Origin of the sequence: Nocardiopsis mwathae (assembly GCF_014201195.1) — a bacterium.
Taxonomy (GTDB): domain Bacteria; phylum Actinomycetota; class Actinomycetes; order Streptosporangiales; family Streptosporangiaceae; genus Nocardiopsis_C; species Nocardiopsis_C mwathae.
The window spans coordinates 5,214,352-5,239,441 of record NZ_JACHDS010000001.1 but is presented as its reverse complement, the minus strand read 5'-3'; the positions used below and the strand labels follow the sequence as shown (position 1 = coordinate 5,239,441).

21 protein-coding genes are annotated in these 25,090 nt (G+C 71.9%); 10 read left to right on the top strand and 11 right to left on the bottom strand.

Going from position 1 to position 25,090, the window contains the following annotated elements:
- The first annotated feature begins 30 nt into the window (after positions 1–30).
- Positions 31–1,398, top strand: a complete 1,368-nt coding sequence (locus HNR23_RS22950; protein ID WP_394353832.1) for a hypothetical protein — start codon at positions 31–33, stop codon at positions 1,396–1,398.
- Positions 1,399–1,413: 15 nt separating this feature from the next.
- Here HNR23_RS22950 and HNR23_RS22945 read toward each other — a convergent pair whose 3' ends face one another.
- The 3 genes from HNR23_RS22945 to HNR23_RS22935 all read right to left on the bottom strand — a co-directional run bounded on the left by HNR23_RS22945 (position 1,414) and on the right by HNR23_RS22935 (position 3,671).
- Positions 1,414–2,019 carry a response regulator transcription factor gene (locus HNR23_RS22945; RefSeq protein WP_184078619.1) on the bottom strand — a complete coding sequence of 202 codons (606 nt, stop codon included), beginning with the start codon at positions 2,017–2,019 and terminating at the stop codon, positions 1,414–1,416.
- A gap of 281 nt (positions 2,020–2,300) precedes the next feature.
- Positions 2,301–2,678: an RNA-binding S4 domain-containing protein gene (locus HNR23_RS22940; protein ID WP_221308905.1), complete on the bottom strand. Its 378-nt coding sequence runs from the start codon at positions 2,676–2,678 to the stop codon at positions 2,301–2,303.
- A 255-nt stretch (positions 2,679–2,933) separates the two neighbouring features.
- On the bottom strand, positions 2,934–3,671 hold the full coding sequence (locus tag HNR23_RS22935) for a phosphatase PAP2 family protein (RefSeq protein ID WP_343070679.1): 738 nt from the start codon (positions 3,669–3,671) through the stop codon (positions 2,934–2,936).
- A 694-nt stretch (positions 3,672–4,365) separates the two neighbouring features.
- On the opposite strand from HNR23_RS22935, the gene HNR23_RS22930 reads away from it, so the two are divergent.
- From HNR23_RS22930 to HNR23_RS22910, 5 genes are all read left to right on the top strand, one after another.
- Positions 4,366–5,043, top strand: coding sequence for a GntR family transcriptional regulator (locus HNR23_RS22930; RefSeq protein WP_184078615.1), 678 nt, complete (start codon positions 4,366–4,368; stop codon positions 5,041–5,043).
- 441 nt (positions 5,044–5,484) lie between these two features.
- On the top strand, positions 5,485–6,597 hold the full coding sequence (gene pdhA / locus HNR23_RS22925) for a pyruvate dehydrogenase (acetyl-transferring) E1 component subunit alpha (RefSeq protein ID WP_184078613.1): 1,113 nt from the start codon (positions 5,485–5,487) through the stop codon (positions 6,595–6,597).
- A gap of 17 nt (positions 6,598–6,614) precedes the next feature.
- Positions 6,615–7,613, top strand: coding sequence for an alpha-ketoacid dehydrogenase subunit beta (locus HNR23_RS22920; RefSeq protein ID WP_184078611.1), 999 nt, complete (start codon positions 6,615–6,617; stop codon positions 7,611–7,613).
- A 16-nt stretch (positions 7,614–7,629) separates the two neighbouring features.
- Complete coding sequence (locus HNR23_RS22915; RefSeq protein WP_184078609.1) at positions 7,630–8,922, top strand: dihydrolipoamide acetyltransferase family protein; 1,293 nt, start codon at positions 7,630–7,632, stop codon at positions 8,920–8,922.
- Between the two features lie 362 nt (positions 8,923–9,284).
- Positions 9,285–9,788, top strand: a complete 504-nt coding sequence (locus HNR23_RS22910) for an NUDIX hydrolase (RefSeq protein ID WP_184078607.1) — start codon at positions 9,285–9,287, stop codon at positions 9,786–9,788.
- A 288-nt stretch (positions 9,789–10,076) separates the two neighbouring features.
- Here HNR23_RS22910 and HNR23_RS22905 read toward each other — a convergent pair whose 3' ends face one another.
- Positions 10,077–13,421, bottom strand: a complete 3,345-nt coding sequence (locus HNR23_RS22905) for a BTAD domain-containing putative transcriptional regulator (protein WP_184078605.1) — start codon at positions 13,419–13,421, stop codon at positions 10,077–10,079.
- Between the two features lie 205 nt (positions 13,422–13,626).
- Here HNR23_RS22905 and HNR23_RS22900 point away from each other — a divergent pair, with 205 nt between their 5' ends.
- Complete coding sequence (locus HNR23_RS22900) at positions 13,627–14,526, top strand: NAD(P)-dependent oxidoreductase (RefSeq protein ID WP_343070678.1); 900 nt, start codon at positions 13,627–13,629, stop codon at positions 14,524–14,526.
- A gap of 38 nt (positions 14,527–14,564) precedes the next feature.
- Here HNR23_RS22900 and HNR23_RS22895 read toward each other — a convergent pair whose 3' ends face one another.
- Entirely contained in the window at positions 14,565–14,942 is a 378-nt protein-coding gene (locus HNR23_RS22895) for a hypothetical protein (protein ID WP_184078603.1), read from the bottom strand.
- Between the two features lie 190 nt (positions 14,943–15,132).
- On the opposite strand from HNR23_RS22895, the gene HNR23_RS22890 reads away from it, so the two are divergent.
- Together HNR23_RS22890 and HNR23_RS22885 are read left to right on the top strand one after the other, a co-directional pair.
- Positions 15,133–16,926 carry a S9 family peptidase gene (locus HNR23_RS22890; RefSeq protein WP_184078601.1) on the top strand — a complete coding sequence of 598 codons (1,794 nt, stop codon included), beginning with the start codon at positions 15,133–15,135 and terminating at the stop codon, positions 16,924–16,926.
- 2 nt (positions 16,927–16,928) lie between these two features.
- Positions 16,929–17,660 carry a GntR family transcriptional regulator gene (locus HNR23_RS22885; RefSeq protein WP_184078599.1) on the top strand — a complete coding sequence of 244 codons (732 nt, stop codon included), beginning with the start codon at positions 16,929–16,931 and terminating at the stop codon, positions 17,658–17,660.
- A gap of 60 nt (positions 17,661–17,720) precedes the next feature.
- Here HNR23_RS22885 and HNR23_RS22880 read toward each other — a convergent pair whose 3' ends face one another.
- The 6 genes from HNR23_RS22880 to HNR23_RS22855 all read right to left on the bottom strand — a co-directional run bounded on the left by HNR23_RS22880 (position 17,721) and on the right by HNR23_RS22855 (position 23,759).
- A complete protein-coding gene (locus HNR23_RS22880) occupies positions 17,721–19,373 on the bottom strand; it encodes an alpha/beta hydrolase (RefSeq protein ID WP_343070677.1) in 1,653 nt (550 codons plus the stop codon).
- A 270-nt stretch (positions 19,374–19,643) separates the two neighbouring features.
- Entirely contained in the window at positions 19,644–20,705 is a 1,062-nt protein-coding gene (locus HNR23_RS22875) for an aspartate-semialdehyde dehydrogenase (protein ID WP_184078597.1), read from the bottom strand.
- A complete protein-coding gene (locus tag HNR23_RS22870; protein ID WP_184078586.1) occupies positions 20,702–21,973 on the bottom strand; it encodes an aspartate kinase in 1,272 nt (423 codons plus the stop codon). Before HNR23_RS22870 ends, HNR23_RS22875 begins: the two co-directional genes overlap by 4 nt.
- A 227-nt stretch (positions 21,974–22,200) precedes the next feature.
- Positions 22,201–22,800, bottom strand: a complete 600-nt coding sequence (gene recR, locus HNR23_RS22865; RefSeq protein ID WP_184080757.1) for a recombination mediator RecR — start codon at positions 22,798–22,800, stop codon at positions 22,201–22,203.
- 122 nt (positions 22,801–22,922) lie between these two features.
- A complete protein-coding gene (locus HNR23_RS22860) occupies positions 22,923–23,276 on the bottom strand; it encodes a YbaB/EbfC family nucleoid-associated protein (RefSeq protein ID WP_184080755.1) in 354 nt (117 codons plus the stop codon).
- Positions 23,277–23,390: 114 nt separating this feature from the next.
- Positions 23,391–23,759, bottom strand: coding sequence for a MerR family transcriptional regulator (locus HNR23_RS22855; protein ID WP_184080753.1), 369 nt, complete (start codon positions 23,757–23,759; stop codon positions 23,391–23,393).
- A gap of 60 nt (positions 23,760–23,819) precedes the next feature.
- Between HNR23_RS22855 and HNR23_RS22850 the strand changes: the two genes are divergently transcribed.
- Positions 23,820–24,935, top strand: a complete 1,116-nt coding sequence (locus tag HNR23_RS22850) for an alkene reductase (protein WP_184078584.1) — start codon at positions 23,820–23,822, stop codon at positions 24,933–24,935.
- Positions 24,936–25,090 lie beyond the last annotated feature (155 nt).

Here is a 25,090-nt window from a genome sequence, read left to right as displayed (position 1 = left end):
GTGACGACCCGTGGACGAGAACGCGTGGCGATGATGATGTGCCCCAGGGCCGACACCCCCCATCCCGACCGCCCCATCCGCGTGCGCCGGCTGCGCGCGCTGCTGGAGGACACCCTGATCGAGGACGGTGCGGGGGGATCCGTCACGGCGGTAACGCGGTGGGGGGAGGTCGGGCTGGGACATCCCGGGGCGGCGGTGCGGGAGCTGCTGCGCCGGATGACCCTGGGCCCGGTCGACGCCGACAACGTGCTGTGCGGGGCGGAGACGGCCGACCGCGCCGAGCTGAGGCGCGTCCTGGACCGGCTCGGCGGGTGTGTGGTGCACTCCCTCGGCGTCGACTCCGAGTCCGGGCCGGTGCTGTCGGCCGAGCCGGTGGCGCGCCGGGCGGAGTTCGCCTACGCGCCGTCCGCGGCGCGGCGAGACCGGCCGGTGCGGCTGTCCCGCTTCGCCGCCGTCCGCGCGCACGACGGGCGCCTGGTCGTGGAGTCGCCGCTCTCGCTCCACTTGGTCGTGCTGCACCGGGCCCCGGCCGTGCGGGTGCTCGGCGAGCTGGGCGGCACCACCACCGTCACCGACATGGCCGCAGCCCTGAACGACCTCCCGCCCTGCCTGGTCGCCGAGATCACCGCCTACCTGGCGGGGGCCGGAATGGCGGTGGGCGTCGAGCATGACCCGGTGTCCGGGTTGGGGAGGGCACAGGAGGACCTCGACCCCCGGCTGGCCGCCTGGACCCACCACGACCTGCTGTTCCACACCCGCAGCCGGTTCGGCCGCAACGGGGCTGCATTGGGCACGCTGCGCGCGGGGGCGACGGCGGCTCCCCGCGGCGCCGGGCCGCCGCTGCCACTGCCCCGCGAGCCGGGCACGGCTCGGGACCGGTCGGTGGCCGCGCGCGGCCACCGACCCGTCAGCGCCGGTGAACTGGGTGAACTGCTGTCGCGGGCGACCTGCGCGCCCCACCGGGTGGGCCCCGCAGGCTCCGGCCCCGTTCCGGGCATCCGTCTCTACGTCACCGTCGCCGACAGCCCGGACGTGCCGTGCGGGGTCTACCGGTACGCACCCGAGAAGCACACGCTGGTCCCCCTCGGCGCGAAGGAGGCCGACCTCCGGGAACTGCTGGACGGCGCGCGGATCGCGGCGGGGGCGGACCGGAGCGTGTCGGTGCTGATCACGATCACCGCCGAGGTTTCCGAGCTGGCGCGCACCCTCGACGGGTCCGGATACGCGGCGGTACTGCTGGTGACCGGGGCGATGCAGGAGCGGCTGCGGCAGGCCGCGGCGTCGCTGGGGCTGGTCGCCTCGACCCCCGTCACCGGAGACATCGAGGTCGCAGCCCGCGCGCTGGGGATCGACGGGCTGGCCGAGGTCAGCGTCGGCGAGTTCGGCGCGGGTGGCTGAACACCACCACGGGCGTCAGAGCCAGCCGGCCTCGGTGGCGATCCGGACGGCGTCGACGCGGTTGCGCGCGTTGAGCTTGGTGGTCGCGGCCGTCAGGTAGTTGCGGACGGTCCCCGCGGTGAGGAAGAGCCGCCCGGCGATGTCGACGACGTCGGCCCCGCCGGCGGCCAGCCGCAGCACCTCGATCTCGCGGGCGGTGAGCGGGCAGTCCTCGCTGTCGAAGGCGGCGAGGGCCAGCTGGCCGTCGACGACGCGGCGGCCGGCGGCGACCCCGCGGACGGCCTCGGCGAGCTCGTTGGGCGGGGCGTCCTTGAGGATGAACCCCCCGGCCTTCGCGGCCAACGCCCGGCGCAGGGTGCCCGGCCGCCCCAGACTGGTCAGGATGAGGGTGCGGGTCTCGGGGGCCTCGGCGTGCACTTCGGCGGCGGCGGTCAGACCGTCCTTGCCAGGCAGGTCGATGTCGATGATGGCGACATCCGGCCGGTGGCGGAGCACGGTCGGCAGGATCTCGTCGCCGGAGACGATGTCCGCGACCACCTCGATGTCGTCCTCCAGTCCGAGAAGCGAGACGAGGGCACCGCGCACCATGTGCATGTCCTCGGCGAGGATCACACGGATCATTCGCAGACCTTTCATCGCCGGTCGGGGACGCCGCCCCGCACATCCCCGTTCACCGCAGCACGGCGACGCCCCTGTCCACGAGCCCCCGCCGCAAATGCCGAATTTAGGATTCGCGGCTTATATTACATTCACCGCGAATGGCAGCCGCTAACCAGAGCTGTTCTGCGCATTCATGCATCGAAGACCCTGAAACGCCCCGAAAAATCACCCCGCGTAGGGAATCGGTAACCCTGGGGGGACTATTTTTCATCCCATGAATTGGCGCGTACGGCGGGAGCCGACTACTTCTCCTCGCCGCGCAGGCGGGTGAGCATGCGGCGGTCGCGCTTGGTCGGCCGGCCGGCTCCGCGGTCGCGGCGGGCGACCGGCACCGAGGCCTCCGGGGGTGGTGGCGGGGTGTGGTCGGTGTAGCAGCGCACCGCGACCGGCGCACCGACGCGCTTCTCCAGGATGTGGGTGACCTCGACGATCCGGGTCATGCCGTGCGCGCGCAGCCGGATGGTGTCACCGACGCGCACGCCCGCGGCGGGCTTGGCCGGCTTGTCGTTGACCCGGACGTGGCCGCCCCGGCACGCCTGCGCGGCCTCCGCACGCGTCTTGAGCAGCCGCACCGCCCACAGCCAGCGGTCCACGCGCGTGGTCGGCGGCCCCGGCGGCAGCGGACGCTCGTCGGCGGGCGGGCGCTGTGCCGCCCCTTCCGCGGGGCGCGCCTGCTCCTGCTGCTGGTCTGGGTGGTTCACCGGCGGTCCTTCGCTGTCCGCATGGTCGACGGGCGGGGTCGGCCCGCCTGCTCGGCGTGCAACCGCGCTGCGCGGGCGTCCCCCCTGGGACGCACTGTAGCCGGAGACGCGGCGGGCGGCCCGGCATGGCCGCGCTCATGGCGGCCCGCCCCGCCCGGCTCAGTCCCGTCCGGCTCAGTCCCGTCCGGCCGCGTACTCCTCCCGATCGCGGGGTGGGCGCTCCTCGCCGGTCCACAGGGTGCGGCCGTACCAGGGCCACCAGGTGGCGGTGCGCCCCTCGGGGATCATCCGGTCCAGGCGGATGGTCAGCGCCAGTGCGAAGCCGCCGGCGATCATGCCGGTGACCAGGTCGGTGAACCAGTGGAAGTGCAGGTAGGCCGAGACGGCCGACTGCAGGATCGCGATGCCGACGATGCAGTAGCCCAGGCGACGCGCGATGTGCGGGCGCACCGCGCGGTAGCGGATGATCAGGAACAGCACCAGCCCGTAGATGAGGATGGCGTTGGCACCGTGCCCTGAGGGGAAGGAGACGCCGCCCTGGTCACCGAAGAACGAGGGGTCGTACGTCCGCGGGTGGTTGCGCGCCAGGAGCAGTTTCATGGAGGCGACCAGGCAGATCATCCCGAAAACCCCGCCCACGCCCAGCACGATCGGACGCCAGGAGCGGTGCCAGTAGGCCAGCTGGAGTGCGGTCGCGGTGAGCACGGGCAGCGCCACGGCACGCGAGGCCACCGTGTCGGGCCACAGGATGAGGAAGAGCCGCAGCTCGTCCCAGTAGGGGCGGGGGGCCGTGTTGACGAAGTTGTCGATGGGGTGCAGAGGCCCCGCCGAGAGCACCGTCATGGTGATCAACGCCACTGCCAGAATGATCGCGGTCTTGTCCGAGGCCAGACCCCACGCGATCTCACTCACGCTTGGCCAGGTCACCTGGGGTGCCGGGGACTTCCCCGACGTCCTCAGGGAGATTCGGGGCGCCGCGCGCAGGGCCCGTTTGGCTCTATCTTTGGAGGGGACCGAATGGCCCGCCCTGTGCGGCGGCTTCGTCCGGATCCGCGATGTATGCATCATGTGTGCTCAGTGCTGTCTCACGTAATTGTGGGCTGGCCTGCGGCACGGGTGTGCGTAGGGGAACGGGCTCGCCGCTGGGACAGGGGTCGGTAGTCGCGGGGGCGGGGGCACTGGGTGCACGGCGCCCGCACGGCCGGGGGTGTCCGTGTCGAGGTTGTCGAGGTCGGTCGAGGTTGTGCGTCTGACGCTGGGGACGGCTCTGCCGATCGAAGGCTCGCGAACCGCCGAGGGTGTCCGCCGGGGAAACCGGCTAACGTTACCCAGCTGTTTAGCTGAACATTTCCGACAGGTGAGCATAGCGCCCTGCCGGAACAGCCGACACGACCGGCCCATGCCTTCTCCTCCGCCCCATTGGGCGATTCACCCACTGCTCAGGGCCTGAACAGCGGACGTTCACCGGGATGCCGCCCGAATGTGAGTTATCCGTTAGGTGACGTCGGCCACAGGCAGGTTCGGCGCCGCGATGTGGCACTCTTCGTAACGAGCCTCCGCACACCAGCGCGCCGCGCGCACCGGCGCAGAAGCAGAAAGGCCGTTGATGGTCGACCTCCCCGAGCGGTCGGACGTGGAGTCCCGCTTGGCTCGCAACCCGCTGCGGGAGCAGATCCGTCGCTTCCTCGTCGACGGGCTGCTGTCCGGGCGCTGGCAGCCGGGGGAACGCATCGTCGAACGGCGCATCGCCGCCGAGCTCAACGTGAGCCAGGCACCGGTGCGCGAGGCACTGCGCGAGCTGGAGACGCTGCGGCTGATCGAGTCCGTGCCGAACAAGGGGGCGCGCGTACGCGACTTCGGTGTCGCCGACATGGCTGAGATCTATCCCGTCCGGGCCGGTCTCGAACTCGTGGCGGCCGAACTGGCGGCCCCCCGCCTGGCCGAGGACCCCCGGCCGCTGGAGCGCGAAGTCGAGGCCCTGAACCGCGCGACCGCCAGCGGCGACGTGGACGAGCAGGTCAGACACAGTGTGGAGTTCCACCGGGTCATCGTCCGGGCCGCGGACAACAGCGTGCTGTCGCACACCTGGGAGTCACTGGGCGTCGAGGTGTGGACCGCGCTTTCGGTCCGGTGGCTCAATATGGAGCTGCACGCGAAGGCCGCCGACCATGCCCAGATCACCGAGGCGTTCCGCCGCCGCGACCCCAACGTGGGGCGGATGCTCAGCGACCATGTGCTCAACTACGTCGAGGCCGCGCTCAAGACGCACAACGTCGCGCGCTGAGGAGCCCGCCGAACCGGGGCACCGGGCGGGTCGGCCCTACCCGCCGCGAGCCGCACCGACACCGTCACGAAGATCTCAGTGACCGATCCCGGCCCCTTTGCGACCTGCGTCCGCCATCTGCCCTAAAGTCGTATTGATCGATCATCGATCAATCCGTAGAGTATGCGCGACACACGTCACACATAACACCAGTCTTGCGTGCTCACGCGAGCCGACCGGCCGGACCATCCCCGAAGCCGATGTATGAGCGGGGCCCCGACCGGGAAGCGAGCTGAGTAGACGAGTCCAGCCCGACTGGCTCGAACAGCCACTCGCGCGCCCCCGCCGATGAGCCCGGCGTCGGCGCGTCCGCCCTGGCCACGACCAACTGTGGGCCACGGCGCGGGTCTCCGGGGCCCACCGGCCGACCGGAGGCCGTCCCCGCACGTAGAAAGGCACACCATGGCTGACACGGCCAAGCCGAAGGGCGGCGGCACCGCCAGGACGACAGGTGGCCGCCGGCGGAGCCGGAAGGCTAGCACCGACGCCGCCTCCACCATCGCCGACGAGCAGCCGAAGGTGCTGCTCGACTACTACCGGCAGATGCTCCTCATCCGCCGGTTCGAGGAGCGCACCGGCCAGGCCTACACGCAGGCCCGCATCGGCGGCTACTGTCACCTCAACCTGGGCGAGGAGGCCACCGTCGTCGGCCTCATGACCGCCCTGCAGGAGCGCGACTACCTCTTCACCAACTACCGCGACCACGGCTACGCGATCGGCAAGGGCATGAGCCCGCGCCGGGTCATGGCCGAGCTCTACGGGCGCGCCACCGGCGTATCCAAGGGCTGGGGCGGCTCCATGCACATGTACGACACCGAGACCCGCATGCTCGGCGGGTACGGCATCGTCGGCGGTCAGCTCCCCCTGGCCACCGGCGCCGCACTCGCCGTCTCCTACCGGGGCGGGGACGAGGTCGTCATGTGCCAGATGGGCGACGGCACCACCAACATCGGCGCCTGGCACGAGTCGCTGAACATCGCCGCGCTGTGGAACCTGCCCATCGTGTTCGTGGTGATCAACAACTTCACCGGCATGGGCACCACCGTCGAGAAGTCCTCCGCCGAGCCCGAGCTGTACAAGCGAGGCTCCGCCTTCCGCATCGAGGGTGTCCGGGTCGACGGCCGCGACGTGCTCGCCGTCCGCGACGCCGCCACCGACATGGTCGAGCGCGCCCGCGCCGAGCAGCGCCCCTTCCTGCTGGAGGCGACGAGCTACCGGATGAAGGGCCACTCCGTGGTCGACCCGGCCAAGTACCGCACCAAGGAGCAGGCCGAGGAGGCCAAGGCCAACGACCCGGTGCTGGCCTTCGAATCGCAGCTCGAAGAGGCCGGGGTCCTCACCGAGGAGATCAAGAAGGAGATCGCGGAGTCGGTCCGCGCCGAGGTCACCGACGCCGCGGACTTCGCGGAGAACAGCCCGCACCCCGAGGTGTCCACGCTGTTCGACTACACCTACGCCACCCCCGTGGCGAACGAGTCGCGCCGTATGCCCGCCGACCCGGTCTTCGCCGAGTAGTTATAAGGAGCGGGTACATGTCCGTGATCACCTACCGCCAGGCTCTCCGCGACACGCTGCGCGCCGAGATGCACCGCGACGAGAACGTGCTCCTCCTGGGTGAGGAGATCGGGGTCTTCGAGGGCTCCTACAAGATCACCGAGGGTCTGCTCAAGGAGTTCGGCGAGCGCCGGGTCCGCGACACCCCCATCGCCGAGGAGGGCTTCGTCGGCGCCGCCATCGGCGCCGCGATGCTGGGCCTGCGCCCGGTCGTCGAGCTCATGACGATCAACTTCTCCCTCATCGCGATCGACCAGATCGTCAACCACGCCGCCAAGATCTACGGCATGTTCGGCGGTCAGACGAGCGTGCCCATGGTCATCCGCACCCCCGGTGGCGGCGGCCAGCAGCTCGGTGCCACGCACTCGCAGAACATCGAGCTGTTCTACTCCTTCATCCCCGGCCTGAAGGTGCTCGCCCCCAGCACCCCGGCCGAGGCGGCCTCCATGCTGCGCGCCGCCATCCGCGACGACGACCCGGTCCTCTTCCTGGAGAACCTCGGCCTGTACAACACCAAGGGCGAGGTTCCGGACGACGATGACACCGTCGCCGAGATCGGCCGCGCCGCGGTGACCCGCGAGGGCACCGACATCACCCTCATCGGCTACTCCCGGATGGCCATGGTGACCGGCCAGGTCGCCGAACGGCTCGCAGAGGAGGGCATCAGCTGCGAGGTCGTCGACCTGCGCAGCCTGCGGCCCCTCGACCGTGAGACGATCGTGGAGTCGGTCCGCAAGACCGGGTCCGCCGTCATCGCCGAGGACGACTGGCTCACCTACGGCATCGGTGCCGAGATCGCCGCCTCCATCCAGGAGGGCGCGTTCGACTACCTCGACGCCCCGGTCCGGCGCGTCGCCATGGCCGAGGTCCCGATGCCCTACGCCAAGCCGCTGGAGACCGCTGCTCTCCCGTCGGTCGAGTCGATCACCACCGCCGTCAAGGAGACCCTGAACGCCGTGGGCCGGCGGGTCGGGTAAAGGGGATTAGCACACGATGAGTGACATCTACATGCCGCGCCTCTCCGACACCATGGAGGAAGGCGTCATCAGCTCCTGGGTCAAGAACGTCGGCGACAAGGTCGCGTCCGGCGACGTGCTGGTCGAGATCGAGACCGACAAGGCCGTCATGGAGTACGAGGCCTACGAGGACGGGTACCTCGTCCGACAGGCGGTGAGCGAGGGCGAGACCGTGCCGATCGGCGCCGTGATCGGCGTCATCGGCGACAGCCCCGACGCGGCTCCGCAGGACTCCGGTGCCCCGGCCGCCGCTCCGGCGGAGAAGAAGGAGCAGGCCGCGGAGGCAGAGGCTACGGCGGCCGGGGAGGGCCCGGCGGAGCCCGCCGCCACGGTGCCCGCCGCGTCCGCCAACGGCGCCGACGCGCGTCCGCGGACCTCGCCCCTGGCCCGCCGACTGGCCAAGGAGTACGGCCTGGACATCACCAGGATCTCCGGGTCGGGTCCCAAGGGCCGCATCGTGCGCGCCGACATCGAGGCCGCCGCCAAGCAGCAGGGCGAGCAGGCTCCGGCGGCCGCTGCCGCCCCGGCTCCGGCCGCCGCGGCTGCGGCGGGCGCGCCGCAGCAGGCGTTCGACGACGGGCGTGACTCCGAAGAGCTCAAGGTCAGCAACGTGCGCAAGGTCATCGCGCGCCGCCTGACCCAGAGCAAGCAGGAGGTCCCGCACTTCTACCTGCGCCGCACGATCGACGCCGAGGCGCTCAAGGAGTTCCGCGGGCAGATCAACGCGCAGCTCGCCGACACCGGGGTGAAGGTCAGCTTCAACGACCTGATCGTCAAGGCCGCGGCCACCACGCTGCGCTCGCACCCGGCGGTGAACACCTCCTGGGTGGACGACAAGCTGCTCCAGCACCACCGCGTCAACGTGGGTGTCGCGGTCGCGGTCGACGCCGGGCTGGTCGTTCCGGTCCTGCACGACACCGACAAGACGACGCTGTCGGAGATCAGCACCACGACCCGTGAGCTGGCCGGCAAGGCGCGCGACGGCAAGCTGAAGCCGCAGGAGATGAGCGGCGGCACGTTCAGCGTCAGCAACCTGGGCATGTTCGGCATCGACAGCTTCTCGGCCGTCATCAACCCGCCGGAGGCCGCGATCCTCGCGGTGGGCGCGATGAAGCAGGAGGCCGTGGTGCGCGACGGCGAGATCGTCGCCCGCAACACCATCGCGCTGGAGCTGTCGGTCGACCACCGCGCGGTCGACGGCGCGGTCGGCGCGGCGTTCCTCAAGGACCTCGCCGAGGTGCTGGAGAACCCGATGCGGATCATCCTGTAGATCCGTCCGGTCCCACAGCCACGACGCTCGTCCCCCGGTTCCGCCGGGGGACGAGCTTTTTCGCGTCCATGCCGCGCGACCCGGGCCCTTCGCGTCGGCGGCTCGGGGACACGGCCGCCGTTCCACGTGAAACATGGGCCCGCAGATCCACGCCCACCGGCGGGAGTCGGCAGGCGCCCGCAAGATCACGGTTCCCTTCCCGTCCCGGCGCCCCGGTGGCTGACAGGCCGACGGATACGTCAGGCTGGCTCTCGAACCACCGCGACCGGTGGTGACCCTCCGATCACCCAGCGGCCGCGGGACGTGCCGGTTTCGCCCCAGGGCGGTACCGTCCCGTGTGCCGACCAGTTAGAGAGCCCCCCATGACGACCGCCTCGAACCAACCGGTCGGGTCCGAACCGATCATGGCCGCCGCGGCCATCGTTCCCGGACCGGAGTGGACCCTGACCTTCGTGCTCCTGAACAGCGGTGTGCACACGGGGCACTGGGCGCTTCCCGCCGGCCCCCTCGCCGCGGACGAGAGCGCCGAACAGGCCGCCCGCCGCGAGGCCGAGACCAGCGCCGGCGTCCGCCCCGGCCCGCTGGCCCCCACCGGCATCTACGACGTCCACGGCCGCACCGACGGCCGCCCCTACCGCTTCCGCCTGCACGTCTACCGTGCCCTGCAGCCCTGCACGGTCCCCGACGGCTTCACCCCCGACCCCCATGACGTCGCCGAGGTCGGCCAGGCCCATCCGCACGACATCCTGCCCCACCCGGCCTACATGCGGATCCTCAACGACGCGGGCCTCGCCGACTTCGACCCGGTCCTCGTCCAGCGCCTGCTGGAGACCGACGGTGTCGCCGTCATCCGCCGCGACCGGTGAGCCCGCGGCGCACCGCCTCCGCGATGGCCACCGCCGACGTACCGAAACCCAGGAATCCCCCGTCCGGAAGGGGAGCACCCGGGGCCGGGCCTTCCCCGCGCTGGAAGCTCTCTGGTAGGGAAAGGTCCATGGATTCTCCTCCCGCCCCTATCGACCGCCGGTGCGCACTGACCGAGTGCATGTTCTGCACCGGCCCGTTCGAACCGTGCGCCTACTGCCGGGGAACCGGGGTGTGGAGCGCAGAGCGGCCCACCCGGGAGGAGTCGGGCAGCATCGGGTGGGAAGACGTCATCGAGGAGTGCCGGATCTGCACGGGAACCGGCCGCCACCACGATCCGGAACGGCTCCTCTGACGGGCCGATCCCCGACCAGGTCGTCGGGGTGCCGCCTCGCCCCCGCGGCCGCCTCCGCATCGAACTCCTCCTCGCCGAGGTCCGTTCGGACCCGGGCGGTGATGCGGTCGACGTCAGCGCGTTCACCCTGGGGAAGCGGAGCGCCGACCGACGCGCGGGCCGCCGCGGCCGCGCCCAGGAGGCGGGCGGCGTGGTGCGGGTCGCCGCCCAGGGAGTGGGCACCCGCCAGGCCTTCGAGGGCGAGCGCGGTCGCGCGCGGGTCGGTGCTGCGCCGGGCCGCGTCGTAGCCCTCGCGCTGACGGGCCAGGGCCGTTGCCGCATCGCCGCGCTGTTCCGCGACGAAGCCCAGTTCGGCCAGGATGAAGGCCACACCGATGCGGCCGTCGGCACGGCGGTTCCACGCCAGGGAGGACGTGAGGGACTCCTCGGCTTCGTCGAACCGGCCCTCACGGCGGGCGAGGAGCGCCAGCCCGGCCTCCGCGAACTGGATTCCCATCTGGAAGGAGTACTCCCGGGCCAGGTGCGCGGCACGTTCGTGCAGGGTGCGGGCGCTGCCATGGTCGCCGGTGAGAAGGGCGATCCGCCCCAGGCCGGTCAGCTTCAGCGAGGCCGCACCCGACAGCCCCAGGGTCTCCGCGATCCGCAGGCCCTCGCGGTGCCGCCGCTCCGCCTCCGGGTAGTCGCCGACGATCTCCGCGTGCTGGCTGAGGACGTCGGACGCCTGCAGGACACCCCACTGGTCGCCGAACTCGCGGAACAGTGCCGCGCTCTGCGCCCCATCCCGGTGCTGCGCCCCGAGATCGCCCAGGATCTGGGCCCACTGCGCCCGCAGGGCCAGCGCCGCCGCGGCCGTCCACCGGTCGCCCTCGGCGCCCGCCCGCTCCAGTAAGCCGGTCAGGCGGTCCATCGACGTCTCCGCATCGCCCCGTCCCCATCCCGCGCATTCGAGGAACCATTCGAGGAACATTCGCCGCCTGGGGTCCGCGACCGCGTTCAGCCCTTCGACCGCGGAGTCCCACAGCGCCTCGCCGACCCCCTCGGCGTCGGTGGCGATCCGCAGCCCGGCCGACCACGCCTTCGCCTCGGCCCGCGCCTCGGCGTCCTCGGGCGTCGGACGGGCGGACAGCGCCTCCGCCAGCGCGGAGGCGGCCTCGCCCAGGCGGCCGCGCAGGTAGCCGTACCACGCCATCGCGTTGGCGATCCGCAGTGCGGTGCGCGCATCGGCCGCGCCGGCACTGTGGGTGAGCGCCGCGCGCAGGTCGGCGGCTTCGGCGTCGAATCGTGCCATGGCACGGCACTGCTCGGATCCGCGCAGCCCCGACTCCAGCCGTTCGGCGAGATCGGCGCAGTAGCGTGCGTGCCGACCGCGCACGGCGTCCACCTCGCCCGCGTCCGCCAGCCGTTCCAGGGCGTAGGCGGCTATGGATTCCAGCAGGCGGTAGCGATGGCCGTCCCCCTCGCCGGACACGGCCACGAGGGAACGGTCGACCAGGGAGGAGAGGAGGTCGAGCACGCCCGCCCGCGCGACCCCGTCACCCGAGCAGACCTCCTCGGCGGCTTCCAGTGTGCATCCGTCCCGGTGCACCGCTAGGCGGCGCAGCACGGCGCGCTCGTCCTCCTCAAGCGACTCCCAACTCCAGTCGATGACCGAACGCAGGGTCCGCTGCCGCGCCGGGGCGTCGCGGCGCCCGCCGGACAGCAGACGGAACCGGTCGTCGAGGCGCCGCGCCAACTCGTGGACGCCCAACACGCGCACGCGCGTCGCGGCCAGTTCCAGGGCGAGCGGGATGCCGTCCAGACGGCGGCAGACCGCGGCGACCGCGGCCGCGTTGCCGTCCGACAGCTCGAAACCGGGCGCGGCGGCCGAGGCCCGCTCCTCGAACAGGCGGACCGCTCCGGTTCGGCGCAGCGCTCCGGGATCGGGCGGGGCGGTCGCCGGCGGCAGCGCCAGCGGGGCCACGAGCCGCAGCCGCTCGCCGGAAATCCCCATCGGCTCCCTACTCGTCGCCAGCAGGCGCAGGTGCGGGGCGGCGGCCAGCAGGCGCGCCGCCATCCGGGCCGCGCCGTCGATGACGTGCTCGCAGTTGTCGAGGACCAGCAGCGCGCGCTTGCCGCGCAACGCGTCGGCGAGCCGCTCGGCGAGTGGAGCACCGCCACCTGCCGCGGCCGGAAGGCCGGGTTCGGCGTCGTCGCGCAGTCCGAGCAGCGCGGCGACGGCTTCGACCGGGTCATCACCGCGATCGAGCACCGCCAGTTCGACCAGCCACACACCGTCCGGGAAGCCGCCTGCCGCCGCGGCGTCGGAGGCCGCCTCGACCGCCAGCCGGGTCTTACCGACCCCGCCCGGCCCCGTCAGCGTCACCAGCCTGCCGGCCTCCAGCAGGGCACGGACCCCGGCGACGTCGCCGCTTCGCCCGATCAGGGGCCCGGGGGGCGCGGGCAGGTTCGTGGCGGGGGGCGCGGTGCGGGTTCCGGCGCCGGCGGCGGTCCGTGTGGATGGCGAGGCCGCGGGTGACGTCCGGTGCGGCGGGGCAAGGTCGGGGTCCTGGCGGAGGATGGCCGCGTGCAGGGCGGCCGCCTCAGGGCCGGGATCGAGGCCCAGTTCGTCGGCGAGGCGGGTACGCAGCTCCGCGTAGCTCTCCAGAGCCTCGCGCTGGCGGCCGGACCGGTACAGCGCGCGCATGTGGGCGCGGCGCAGCCGCTCACGGAAGGGGTGGCGCTGGACGAGGGCACCGAGCTCAGCCGTCAGCGCTCCATGTTCACCGAGGTCGAGGCGTGTTTCGGCCAGGTCTTCGAGCGACGTGAGCCGACGCTCCTCCCAGCGCGCGACGGCCGCCCGCGCGAAGTCGGCGTCGGCGAACTCGGGGAGGGCCGGTCCGCGCCACAGGTCGAGGGCGGTGGCGAGGAGGCCGCGGCGGTCATGGGGGTTCGCCGACGCCGCCGCCTGCTCGGTGAGCGCCTCGAAGCGCCCGGCGTCGACGTGGTCGGCCGGGATGTCGAGGACGTAGCCGGGTGCCCGGTACTCCACCAGCGCGCGCCCGCCCTCCCCGGCCTCTTCGAGCGCCTTGCGCAACTCGGAGACGCGCGCCTGCAGAACCCCCGCCGGGTCGGCGGGTGGGGTGTCCCCCCACAGGTCGTCGACCAGCCGGTCCGCGCCGACCACCCGGCCCCGGCGCAGCAGCAGCCCGGCCAGTAGGGCGCGGACCTTGGTACCGGGCAGTGCGGACCGCTGCCCGTCCGCCGTCCACACCGTGAGTGGGCCCAGTACCCCGAACCGCATACCGACAAAGGTATCCGGGCCGGGCGGCGGCGCAGACGGGCGGGCGGGCGGACGCGTAGGAGATCGCAAGCCGATCCGTAGCGGTCGCGGCGAGAGTCGTTCCCGTCCCGGCCGCCGCCGGAGCCGGAGCCTGTGGGGGAACCGGCCCCGGCGGTGCCCGCGGACGCGACGGGAACACGAACGGACACCTCGCGAGGAGGCTCACGTGAGCACGACGAACACGAACACCAACACGAGCACGGCACCGGTGACGCTGATCGGGCTGGGTCCGATGGGCCAGGCCATGGGACGGGCCCTGCTGAAGGCCGGCCACCCGCTCACGGTCTGGAACCGGACCAGGGAGAAGGCCGCACCACTGGTGGAGCAGGGTGCGGTGCTCGCGGACACCCCCGCCGATGCGGTGGCCGCCAACGAGCTGGTCCTGCTCAGCCTCACCGACTACGACGTCATGTACCGGCTCCTGGGCGACCTCGACGCCGAGCTGCGCGGCAGGACCCTGGTCAACCTCAGTTCCGACACCCCTGCCAGGGCCCGTGCCGGCGCGTCCTGGGCGAGGGAGCGCGGCGCGGCCTATGTCACCGGTGGCGTCATGACCCCGCCGCCCGGAATCGGCGACCCCTCCATGTCCACGTTCTACAGCGGCGACAAGGAGGCCTTCGAGGCGGTCCGCCCGGTGCTGGAGACCCTCACCGCGGCCGACTTCCGGGGGACCGACCCGGGCCTCGCGCAGGTCTACTACCAGGTGGTGATGAACCTGTTCTGGACGAGCATGACCTCGTTCGTCCACTCGGTGGCCCTGGCGCGGGCCGAGGGGATCGCGGTGGGCACGATCGTGCCCTACCTGGTGGAGTCCAACGACATGGCCGACTTCTACCGAGGGCTGGGCGAGGAGATCACCGCCGGGGAGTTCCCCGGTGAGCTGGAGCGCCTGTCCATGGACGCCGCCAGCGCCGACCACGTGCTGCACACCGCCCGCGACGCGGGCGTCGACGACACGCTTCCGGCGGCGGTCATGTCGATCCTCCAGCGCGGCCTGGACGCCGGATACCACGACCGGTCCTTCAGCATCCTGGCCACGCTGATGGACGCGGGGGATCGCGCCTGAACCGCGGGTCTCCGCCGCCGCACATGCGGCGGCGGAACTCACCTGCCGAAGGGCGACCCGGGGTCGTCCACCGCGGGCTTGCGTCCGCTCGTGGAGAGGTGGACGGCGCCGGTGCCCGGGGTGACGCGCCAGTTGCCCGCGAGTACGCCGCTCGCGGGCAGGAACTCGCGCTGGGAGGGCAGGGTGACCGTGTCGTCGGCGTCGACCGCGGTGAAGAGGCACCAGCCCTTTCCCGTCACCTTGCACGCCCACAACCGGGCGCGCTCGGGGATGTCGTCCGGGGCCTCCTCGTCGAGCTCCAAGCCGATCTCGCGGCGCTCGGCCTCCTTGCGGATCACGCTGCGCGCGTGTTCGGCCAGCGTCACCTGTCCCGCCGTACCCATCGTCCGCGCCCTGTCCACCGTTTCCACCGTCACGCTCCCACACTCGTGTGTCTCAGCGGCTCCGCGCCCCGGTCGCAATCGCCGCCGGGTACTCCGTGGCTCACCGGATGGTGACAGCTTCTTCCCGTCGGCGTCGACCCTCGCTCTCCTCCGTCCGGGAGTGGCCAACTTCGCTCCTCCATTCGCCCCCATTCCGGCGAACTCCGCTGCTTTACTTGGGATCATGGGCGAGCGTTGGCAAGATCGGTTCCGTGCGAGCAGGATCAGTCTCCCATCCTGGGCCAGGGAAGCCCCTGATCATTCGATGTTCCGCGGCAACGCCAGCGGCACCTGGGAGATCTACACCTGGGACCGCGCCACCGGCGAGCAGCGCCAAGTGACCAAGCGCCACCACGGCACGACATCGGGCACCCTCGACCCGACCGGGACGTGGGTGTGGTGGTTCGGCGACACCGACGGCGACGAGTTCGGCACCTGGCGGCGGCAGCCGTTCCAGGGCGGCCCCGACACCGCGGCCGTCCCCGGCCTTCCCCCCTCCTACATCGGCGGGCTCGCACTCGGTGTCTCCGGGCTGGCCCTCGTGGGGCGCTCCACCGACGACGGCTTCAGCGTCCACCTCAGCCGCCCCGGCACCCAGCCGCGCACCGTCTACGCCCACCGCCAGGAAGGCTGGATCGCCGACCTGTCGCACGACGAGTCGCTCTTCGTCATCGGGCACAGCGAACACGGCGACAGCCGCCACATGGCCGTGCGGGTGCTGCGCCTCCTACCCGACGGCACCGCCGCGACCGTCGCCGACCTGTGGGACGGCCCCGGCCGCGACCTCACGCCCGTCGGCTTCGCCCCCGGCGGCCACCGGGTGCTGGTGCTGCACGAACGCCACGGCCGGGTCGAGCCCCTCATCTGGGACCCCCTCACCGGCACCGAGCAGGAGATCCGCATCGATCTGCCCGGCGAGCTCTCCGCGGGGTGGACGCCCGACGGCCGCTCCCTGCTGATCTCCCAGGACCACCGGGCGCGCAGCCGCGTCCACCGGCATGACCCGGCCACCGGCGCCACCACCCCGCTGGACATCCCCGACGGCCTGGTGGCCGCCGCCGCGGCCCGCCCCGACGGGACGGTCGAGTACTCCTGGTCCAGCTCCGAACACCCGCCCGTGGTCCGCGACACCACCGGCGCCACCCTCCTGGCCCCGCCCGGCCCCGTCGCGCCGCCCTCCGTCCCGGTCCGCGACGTCGACGTCCCCGGGCCCGGCGGCGACATCCACGCGCTCGTGTCCGTCCCCGCGGGCGCCGCCGAACCGCTGCCCACCGTGTTCATGGTCCACGGCGGTCCCCAAGCTCAGGATGTCGACGCGTTCTCCGCGGCGGTCTCCGCGTGGGTCGACCACGGCTTCGCCGTCGTCCGGGTCAACTACCGGGGCTCCAGCGGCTACGGCGCCGCCTGGCGCGACGCCATCGAGGGCCGCGTCGGCCTGACCGAGCTGGAGGACATCAAGGCCGTCCGCGACTGGGCGGTCGCCTCCGGGCTGGCCGACGCGGGGCGGATGATCCTGGAGGGCGGCTCCTGGGGGGGCTACCTCACCCTCCTCGGCCTGGGGGTGTACCCCGAGGACTGGAGCCTGGGCATCGCCGCGATGCCGCTGGCCGACTACGCCGCCTCCTACGCGGACCAGATGGAGTCGCTGCGCGCCTTCGACCGCTCGATGTTCGGCGGCTCCCCCGACGACGTCCCCGACCTGTACCGCCGCTCCTCGCCCATCACCTACGTGGAGAACGTGACCGCTCCCGTGCTCATCCTCGCGGGGGAGAACGACCCCCGCTGCCCCATCCGGCAGATCGACAACTACATCGCCCGCCTCACCGAGCTCGGCAAATCGCACGAGGTGTACCGGTTCGACGCCGGGCACGGCTCGTTCGTCGTGGAGGAGCTGATCCGCCATATGTCGGCCGAACTGGATTTCGCGCAGAGATTCACCGCCCCCCGCAGGGAAGGACCGTCCCCGAGGACCGCATAGTCATGGCAGGGCAACCGCGCTATCTGTGGCTGGCCGACCGGCTTCGCACGCCCATCCTCAACGGAGAGCTGACCCCGGGGACCCGGCTCCCCTCGCGGTCCCGCCTGGCCCGGGAGTACGAGGTGAGCGAGCAGGTGTCCCGGCACGCCCTGCGCCTCCTCGTCAGCGAGGGACTGGTGGAGGCCCGGCCCGGCTCCGGATACTACGTGCGGTCGGTGCCGCAGATCCACCGCTTCTCCCGCACCGACCGCGCCTCGGGGTCGGGCGTGGAGCCGCTGTGCCGCCGCGACCTCGACACCGTCACCGAGAAGGCGTGCGACCTGGTCTCGCGCCGGCTCGCCATCCGCGACGGCGACGCCGTGTACCGCACGCGCTGCCTCGGTCTGACCGACGGCGTGCCGGTCGCGCTGCACACGGCATGGGAGCCGATGCTGCTCACCCACGGCACGCTGCGCACCCCGGCCGACGCCGAGCCGGGCACGAGCGTGCTCGACCGGCTCGGTGCCGCCGGGGTGATCATCGACCGGGTGGTGGAGGAGGTGGGGGTGCGCCCGCTGCGCGAACCGGAGGCCTCCATGCTCCAGCTCGCCGCCGGCCTCCCGGTCCTGGTGGTGGAGCGCACCCATTACAACGGCCAGCGCCCGGTGGAGACCTCCGACCTGGTGGGCTCGGTCGACCACTGCCGCCTGCTGTACCGCCTCAGCCTCTCCCGAACCCCCAGAAGGACCCGGTGAGCCGGATGACCAGGGCGCTCGGCGGCGATCCGGTCCGTTTCGTCCCGCCGAGCGCCATGGTCACCGCGCGGAGGGGCAGCTGAGGCCCTCCTCCGGCACCGACGTGTCGATGAGGTAGGCGTCCAACGGGTCGTCGATGCACGCGCTCTTGTTGTAGCCGTACACCGTGTGGCCGTCGCCCTCATACGTCACCAGCGTCGCCGACGCCAGCTGCTCGGAGAGCTCCTCGGCCCAGGCGTAGGGGGTGGCGGGGTCGTTGCGGGTGCCCACGACGACGATCGGCGGGGCGTCCTCGGCGGAGAACTCCGTAGGCGCCGGCGCGTCGGCCGCCCAGTAGGCGCACGGCAGCTGTGCCCAGACCACGTCGGCGCCGAACAGCGGGGACGCCTCCGCCGCCTTCTCGGCGGCCTTCCGGTAGGCCTCGATGTCGGTGGGGTCGGTGCGGTCGACGCAGTTGATCGCCACCAGCGCGGCCTCGGTGTCCACCGTTCCGTCCTCGTCGTCCCCCGCGGTGAACTCCTCGCCGCCGAACATGTCCTCGGCGATGGCGTCCAGGTTGTCCTGGGCGACCTGTGTGTCGCCGTAGTCGGCGGCGTCCAGGGTGTAGCGCAGGCCCTCCCAGTTGTCCTCGCTGTAGAGCATCTGGCTGATCAGGTTGAGCATGGCCGACCGCGTGGCCTGCATGCCCGCGACCTCGTACCCGCCGTCCTCGATCTTGCCGAGGATGCGCTCCAGCTCGTTCTCGGCCGCATCGGTGGAGGAGAAGGGGCAGTAGTCGCCGGTGGCGATGCAGTCCTCCACGAAGGACTCCCACGCCGTTTGGAAGCCCTTGGCCTGGTCGACCGCGATGTCGGCGTTGGACCGGGTGGTCTCCACGGCGCCGTCGAGCACCAGGGCGCGCACGTTGTCCGGATAGGTCTCGGCGTACAGCGCGCCGATGTAGGTGCCGTAGGAGAACCCCACGTAGGTGAGGGCGTCGTCGCCGAGCGCGTCGCGCAGCACCTCCACGTCGTTGACGACGTCGACCGTGCCGACGCTGCCCAGGAAGTCCTCCCCGACATCCTCGGCGCACGCGTCGGCGTAGGCCTTCGCGGCCTTCTCCAGCTCGCCGAGCTCCGCTTCGGACAGCTCCGCCGGGTCCGTGCCGTGGATCGCGTCCTGCGCGCCGTACAGCGCCTCGGGGTCGCCGCACATGATGGCGCGGCTCTTGCCGACGCCGCGTGGGTCGAAGGAGACGATGTCGAAGCGGGAGCGGATGCCGTCGCCGAAGGCGGGGGAGTCCATGTGCTCGACGCCGGAAACGCCGGGGCCGCCGGGGTTGACGATGAGCGAACCGACGCGGTCGTCCGCGGTGCCCTCGGCCGGCTTGCGGATGACCCGCATCTTCAGCGACCTGCCCTCGGGGTCGGCGTAGTCGACCGGTACCGTGAGCGACCCGCATTCGAGCGCGGCGCGCCAGTCGCGGGCCTCCTCGGCCTCGTCCTCATCGAAGCCGACCTCAAGGTCCGCGTCGTGGAGTTCGTCGACCTCATCGTCGTCGTGGCAGGGCTTCCAGGAGATCGACTGGCCCAGCGCGGCGGAGATGTCGTCCGACGCCGCGCCCTCCTGGTCCTCCCGGCCGCCGTCGACCGCGCCGAGGCTGCACCCCGCCGCGAGTGTGAGGACACCCAGCAGCCCCCCGACCCGCAGGGCGAGCCCGGAATTCGTTGTCACCTTCTGGCTCCGTGTTCTGTTGTCGCGCATCCGCACCGCGCGGCGCCGTGTGAACCGTGGTCGAGCCGGAGATTCGACCGGCGGCGGTGTCGTGTGTGTAGACGCGGACCCCGTTGTCCGGGTTGCCCGGAGCGTCCCGGTAACCGGTGAGATCACGGACACAGTCCGGCCCGGGTCGAGGGGGCGGGATGCCGAAACGGCGGTGGCCGGGGCGCCCCCGCGAGAGGGTCGCCCCGGCCACCGCCGCTCCGGGTGAGCCGCCCCTGGACGTCAGCCCCGGGTGAACTCCTCGGCCAGGACCTCCGCGATCTGGGCGGTGTTCAGCGCGGCCCCCTTGCGCAGGTTGTCCCCGCACAGGAACAGGTCGAGCGACCTGGGGTCGTCGAGCGAGCGCCGAATGCGCCCCACCCAGGTCGGGTCGGTCCCCACGACGTCGGCCGGGGTCGGGAACTCGCCCTTGGCCGGGTCGTCCTGGACCACCACGCCCGGGGCGGCGGCCAGCGCCTCGCGGGCCGCGGCGGCGTCCACCTCCTGGGCGAAGGTGGCGTGCACGGCCAGCGCGTGGGTGGTGACCACCGGCACGCGCACACAGGTGGCCGAAACCCGCAGCTCCGGAAGGCCCAGGATCTTCCGCGACTCGTTGCGGACCTTCAGCTCCTCCGAGGAGTAGCCGTCCTCCTTCAGCGACCCGGCCCACGGCACCACGTTCATGGCCAGCGGCGCCGGGAACGGGCCGAGCTCGCCCGCGGCGGCGCGCACGTCTCCGGCGCGGCTGCCGAGGGTGCGGTCGCTGGCGACCTTGGAGATCTGGTCGTGCAGGGTGTCGATGCCCTCCTGGCCGGCGCCGGAGGCGGCCTGGTAGGAGGCGACGACCAGGTCGGTCAGCCCGTAGGCGCGGTGCAGCGCGCCCATGGCGACGATCATCGACAGCGTGGTGCAGTTCGGGTTGCTGACGATGCCGCGCGGGCGGTTGCGCGTCTGTTCGGCGTTGACCTCGGGAACCACGAGCGGGACGTCGGGGTCCATCCGGAACGCGCCGGAGTTGTCCACCGCCACCGCGCCGCGCTCGGCGGCGATCGGCGCCCACTGCTCGGACACCTCGTCGGGCACGTCGAACATGGCGACGTCGACGCCGTCGAAGACCTCGGGGGCCAGCGCCTGGACCTCGATCTCCTCGCCGCGGACGGTGAGGCGCTTGCCGGCGGAGCGCGGGGAGGCGATCAGCCGGATCTCGCCCCACACGTTCTCGCGGGTGGAGAGGATGTCGAGCATGACGGTGCCCACGGCACCGGTGGCGCCGACGATGGCGAGGGTGGGAAGGCGGTTGCTCATCGTCCGGTACCTCCGTACACGACGGCCTCGACCTGGTCGGCGTCGAGCTCGAATTCGGTGTGGGCGGCCGCGACGGCCGAGTCGATCTGGTCCTGCTCCACGATGACCGAGATGCGGATCTCCGAGGTCGAGATCATCTCGATGTTGGTGCCGGAGCGCGCGATGGCGTCGAAGAACCGGGAGGTGACGCCCGGGTAGGAACGCATGCCCGCGCCGACCAGCGACACCTTGCCGATCTGGTCGTCGTAGCGCAGCCCCTCGAAGCCGACCTTCTCCTGGATCTTCTGCAGCGCCGTCATCGCGGTCTGGCCGAAGTCCATCGGCACCGTGAAGGAGATGTCGGTGCGCCCGGTGGCGGCGGTCGACACGTTCTGCACGATCATGTCGATGTTGATCTCGGCGTCGGCCAGGGCCGTGAAGATCGCCGCGGCCTCACCGACCTTGTCGGGGACACCGACGACCGTGATCTTGGCCTCGCTGCGGTCGTGCGAGACGCCGGAGATGATCGGTTGTTCCATGCCTTCGGTTTCCTCAACTTCCGAGACGACCCAGGTACCGGGCTTCTGACTGAACGACGAGCGGACGTGCAGCGGGATGTTGTACCGCCGCGCGTACTCCACGCACCGCAGGTGCAGGATCTTGGTGCCGGTGGCCGCCATCTCCAGCATCTCCTCATAGGAGATCTTGGGGATGCGGCGGGCGGTCGGCACGATCCGCGGGTCGGCGGTGAACACACCGTCGACGTCGGTGTAGATCTCGCACGCGTCGGCGTTCAGCGCCGCCGCGAGCGCGACGGCCGTGGTGTCGGAGCCGCCGCGGCCCAGCGTGGTGATGTCCTTGCTGTCCTGCGAGACACCCTGGAACCCGGCGACGATGCAGATCGACCCGTCGTCCAGCGCCTCCTGGATCCGGCCCGGGGTGACGTCGATGATCTTGGCGTTGCCGTGCAGGGACGTGGTGATGACTCCGGCCTGCGAGCCGGTGAAGGAGCGGGCCTCGTACCCCAGGTTCCCGATCGCCATGGCGACCAGGGCCATCGACATGCGCTCACCGGCGGTCAGCAGCATGTCCATCTCGCGGCCGGGGGGAACGGGGGAGACCTTCTCGGCGAGGTCGAGGAGCTCATCGGTGGTGTCGCCCATGGCCGAGACCACGACGACCACGTCATATCCCGCTTTTTTCTGAGCGACGATCCGCTGGGCTACCCGCTTGATGGCGTCTGCGTCAGCGACGGAGGACCCGCCGTACTTCTGCACGATTAGAGCCACGGTCGTTGCTCCTGAGGAGTTGGGATCAAGGTAATCAACCAGAAGTGTAGCTATCAGGTTTCATCGGATGCCCTCTCACCTGCGGCGAAAGGCACCGAGAACGGGTCGTACCCGACAATCGGCCACCTACTCCGACTTTCGGAAACTCACCGTCCGGACTTGTACGACGCGCCGCCGCCGCGGGCGGTTCGCACCGCCGCAGCGCCCGCTGACCGGGCCGCAGGCGATCAGAACTCCAGGCTCCGACGCCCCTCGAAGGCCCGCCCCAGCGTCACCTCGTCGGCGTACTCCAGGTCGCCGCCGACGGGCAGCCCGCTGGCCAGACGGGTGACCTTCAGCCCCATGGGTTTGACGAGCCGCGCCAGGTAGGTGGCGGTGGCCTCGCCCTCCAGGTTGGGGTCGGTCGCCAGGATCAGCTCGGTGACCTGCCCGTCGGACAGCCGCGACATCAGCTCCCTGATGCGCAGGTCGTCCGGGCCGACGCCTTCGATAGGGCTGATGGCGCCGCCGAGCACGTGGTAGCGGCCGCGGAACTCGCGGGTCCGCTCGATCGCCACGACGTCCTTCGACTCCTCCACCACGCAGATGACGGCGGGGTCGCGCCGCGGGTCGCGGCAGATGCGGCACTCCGCTTCCTCGGCGACGTTGCCGCACACCCCGCAGAACCGCACCCGGTCCTTGACCTCGATGAGCGCGTTCGCGAGGCGTTTGACGTCGGCGGTCTCCGCGGAGAGCAGATGGAAGGCGATGCGCTGCGCGCTCTTCGGACCGACACCGGGCAGCCGCCCCAGCTCGTCGATCAGGTTCTGAACCGCGCCCTCGTACATCGCCAACCACTCACTCGTCGTTCCCTCGGCCTCCACGGTAGTCGAGCCGAGTCGGACACATCTCACCCGCGCCCGCCGACAGGTGCGCCGGGCCGCCGCGCCGCCCTCTGCGGGCGGACGGTCTAGAAACCGGGCAGACCGGGCATCCCGCCGCCGCCCGGCAGGCCGCCACCGCCCAGGCCCTCGGCGAGGGGGCCCATCTTCTCCTGCTGCAGCTCCTCCACCGACGCCTCGGCGTCGCGGATGGCCGCCAGCACCAGGTCGGCGATGGTCTGCGCCGTCTCCTCGGCGTCATCCGCGTCGACGGCCTTCGGGTCGATCCGGATGTCCTCGACCGAACCGCGGCCGCTCACCGTCACGGTGACCAGCCCGCCGCCCGAGGTGCCCTCGACCTTGGCCTCGTCGAGCTGCTGCTGGGCCTCCATGAGCTGCTGCTGCATCTGCTGGGCCTGCTGCAGCAGCGCCTGCATGTCCATTCCGCCGCCAGGGTTCACGTGCCAACATCTCCTTGCGTCATGTACCGACAGTTGCGAGCGTAGCCGCTCGGGACGTCGCGGCGGGGCGGCCGCGGGGGAGCGCGGCGCGCCCGCTCAGCCGGAGCGCGGCGACGAGCGCGCCGAGGCGGACGCGATGACCTCGTCCAGCAGATCGCGCGAGGCCGCGAGCCGGTCGATCATCGCCGAGATGCGCCCCCGCTCCCGGGCGAGGGAGTCGAGGAGGTCCGGCGCGGGGTCACCGCGCTCCTGGGCGTACATGCAGGGCAGCAGCTCATAGATGCCGGAGCTGTTCACTCCGGCGGCGTACAGGCACTGGATGCGCTCGACGCGTTCCACCGCGGCGTCGGAGTACTCGCGGTGGCCCCCGGCGGTACGCCGCGCCACCAGCAGGCCCTGCTCCTCGTAGTAGCGCAGCGACCGCTCACTGACCCCGGTGCGGCGCGACAGCTCCCCGATGCGCACTATGACCTCCGCCACAAACGGTTGAACCTGACATGAGTGTCAGATTCTACGCTCTGCCGCATGGACATCGACACCGCCGCCACCGGCACCCGCAGCCCCCTGCTGACCCCCGCCGCCATCGCCGGGACCGAACTGCCCAACCGCATCGTCATGGCGCCCATGACGCGGCTCCGCGCCGACACCCGCGGTGTTCCACAGCCGGTCATGGCCGACTACTACGCGCAGCGCGCCGGCGCCGGCCTGATCGTCTCCGAGGGCATCGCGCCGAGCGTGCGCGGCCAGCTCTTCCTCAACGAACCCGGACTGTTCACCGAGGAGCAGATCGCGGGCTGGAGGCGGGTGACCGACGCCGTGCACGCGGCCGACGGCCGCATCTTCGCGCAGATCATGCACGCCGGACGCAACGGACACCCGGCCAACCGGCTCGACGGCGGCACCCCCGAGGCGCCGTCGGCGGTCGCGACCACCCGGCCGCTGCACACCCTCGGCGGCAAGGTCGACCCGGTCACACCGCGCGCGATGACCACCGCCGACATCCGCACGACGATCGACGACCACGCCGACGCGGCCCGCGCCGCGCTGCGCGCCGGGTTCGACGGCGTGGAGATCCACAGCGCCAACGGCTACCTTGCGCACCAGTTCCTCGCCGACAACACCAACGTCCGCACCGACGCCTACGGGGGCGGCCCGGCCGACCGCGCCCGCTTCGCCATCGAGCTCACCGAGGCCGTCGCCGACGCCGTCGGCGCGGACCGGGTGGGACTGCGCGTCGCGCCGGGCAACCCGGAGAACGAGCTCGTCGAGGCCGACCCCGCCCCCGTGTACCGCGCCCTGCTCGCCGCCGTCGACCCGCTGGGCCTGGCCTACCTGCACGTCACCGACGACCCCGGCTACCCCGCCCTGGACGACCTGCGGCCGCGGTGGAGTGGGACGCTCATCGGCAACACCGGCGAGCACGAGGAGACCACGCGGGAGTCGGCGGAGCGGCTGATCCGGGAGGACCGCGCCGACCTGGTCTCGTTCGGGCGCCCGTTCATCTCCAACCCCGACCTTCCCGCGCGTATCGCCGACGGTGTGCCGTGGGCCCCGATCCGGGAGAAGAACTTCCACTACACGTCGGGGCCGCGGGGCTACGTCGACTACCCGGCCGCCCCTCGGAAGGCGGTCGCCGGATAGGGGACACGCCCGACCGGTCCGGCCCCACCGCACGCCCGCGCGGGGCCGGGCCTCGGCGTAAATGCAGGTGGAGACGGTCGGTGCGGCCCACCACCGAACGCAGAACCCCATTGGCCGCGATGCCACTCGGTCATCACCTGGTATCTATATGGAGT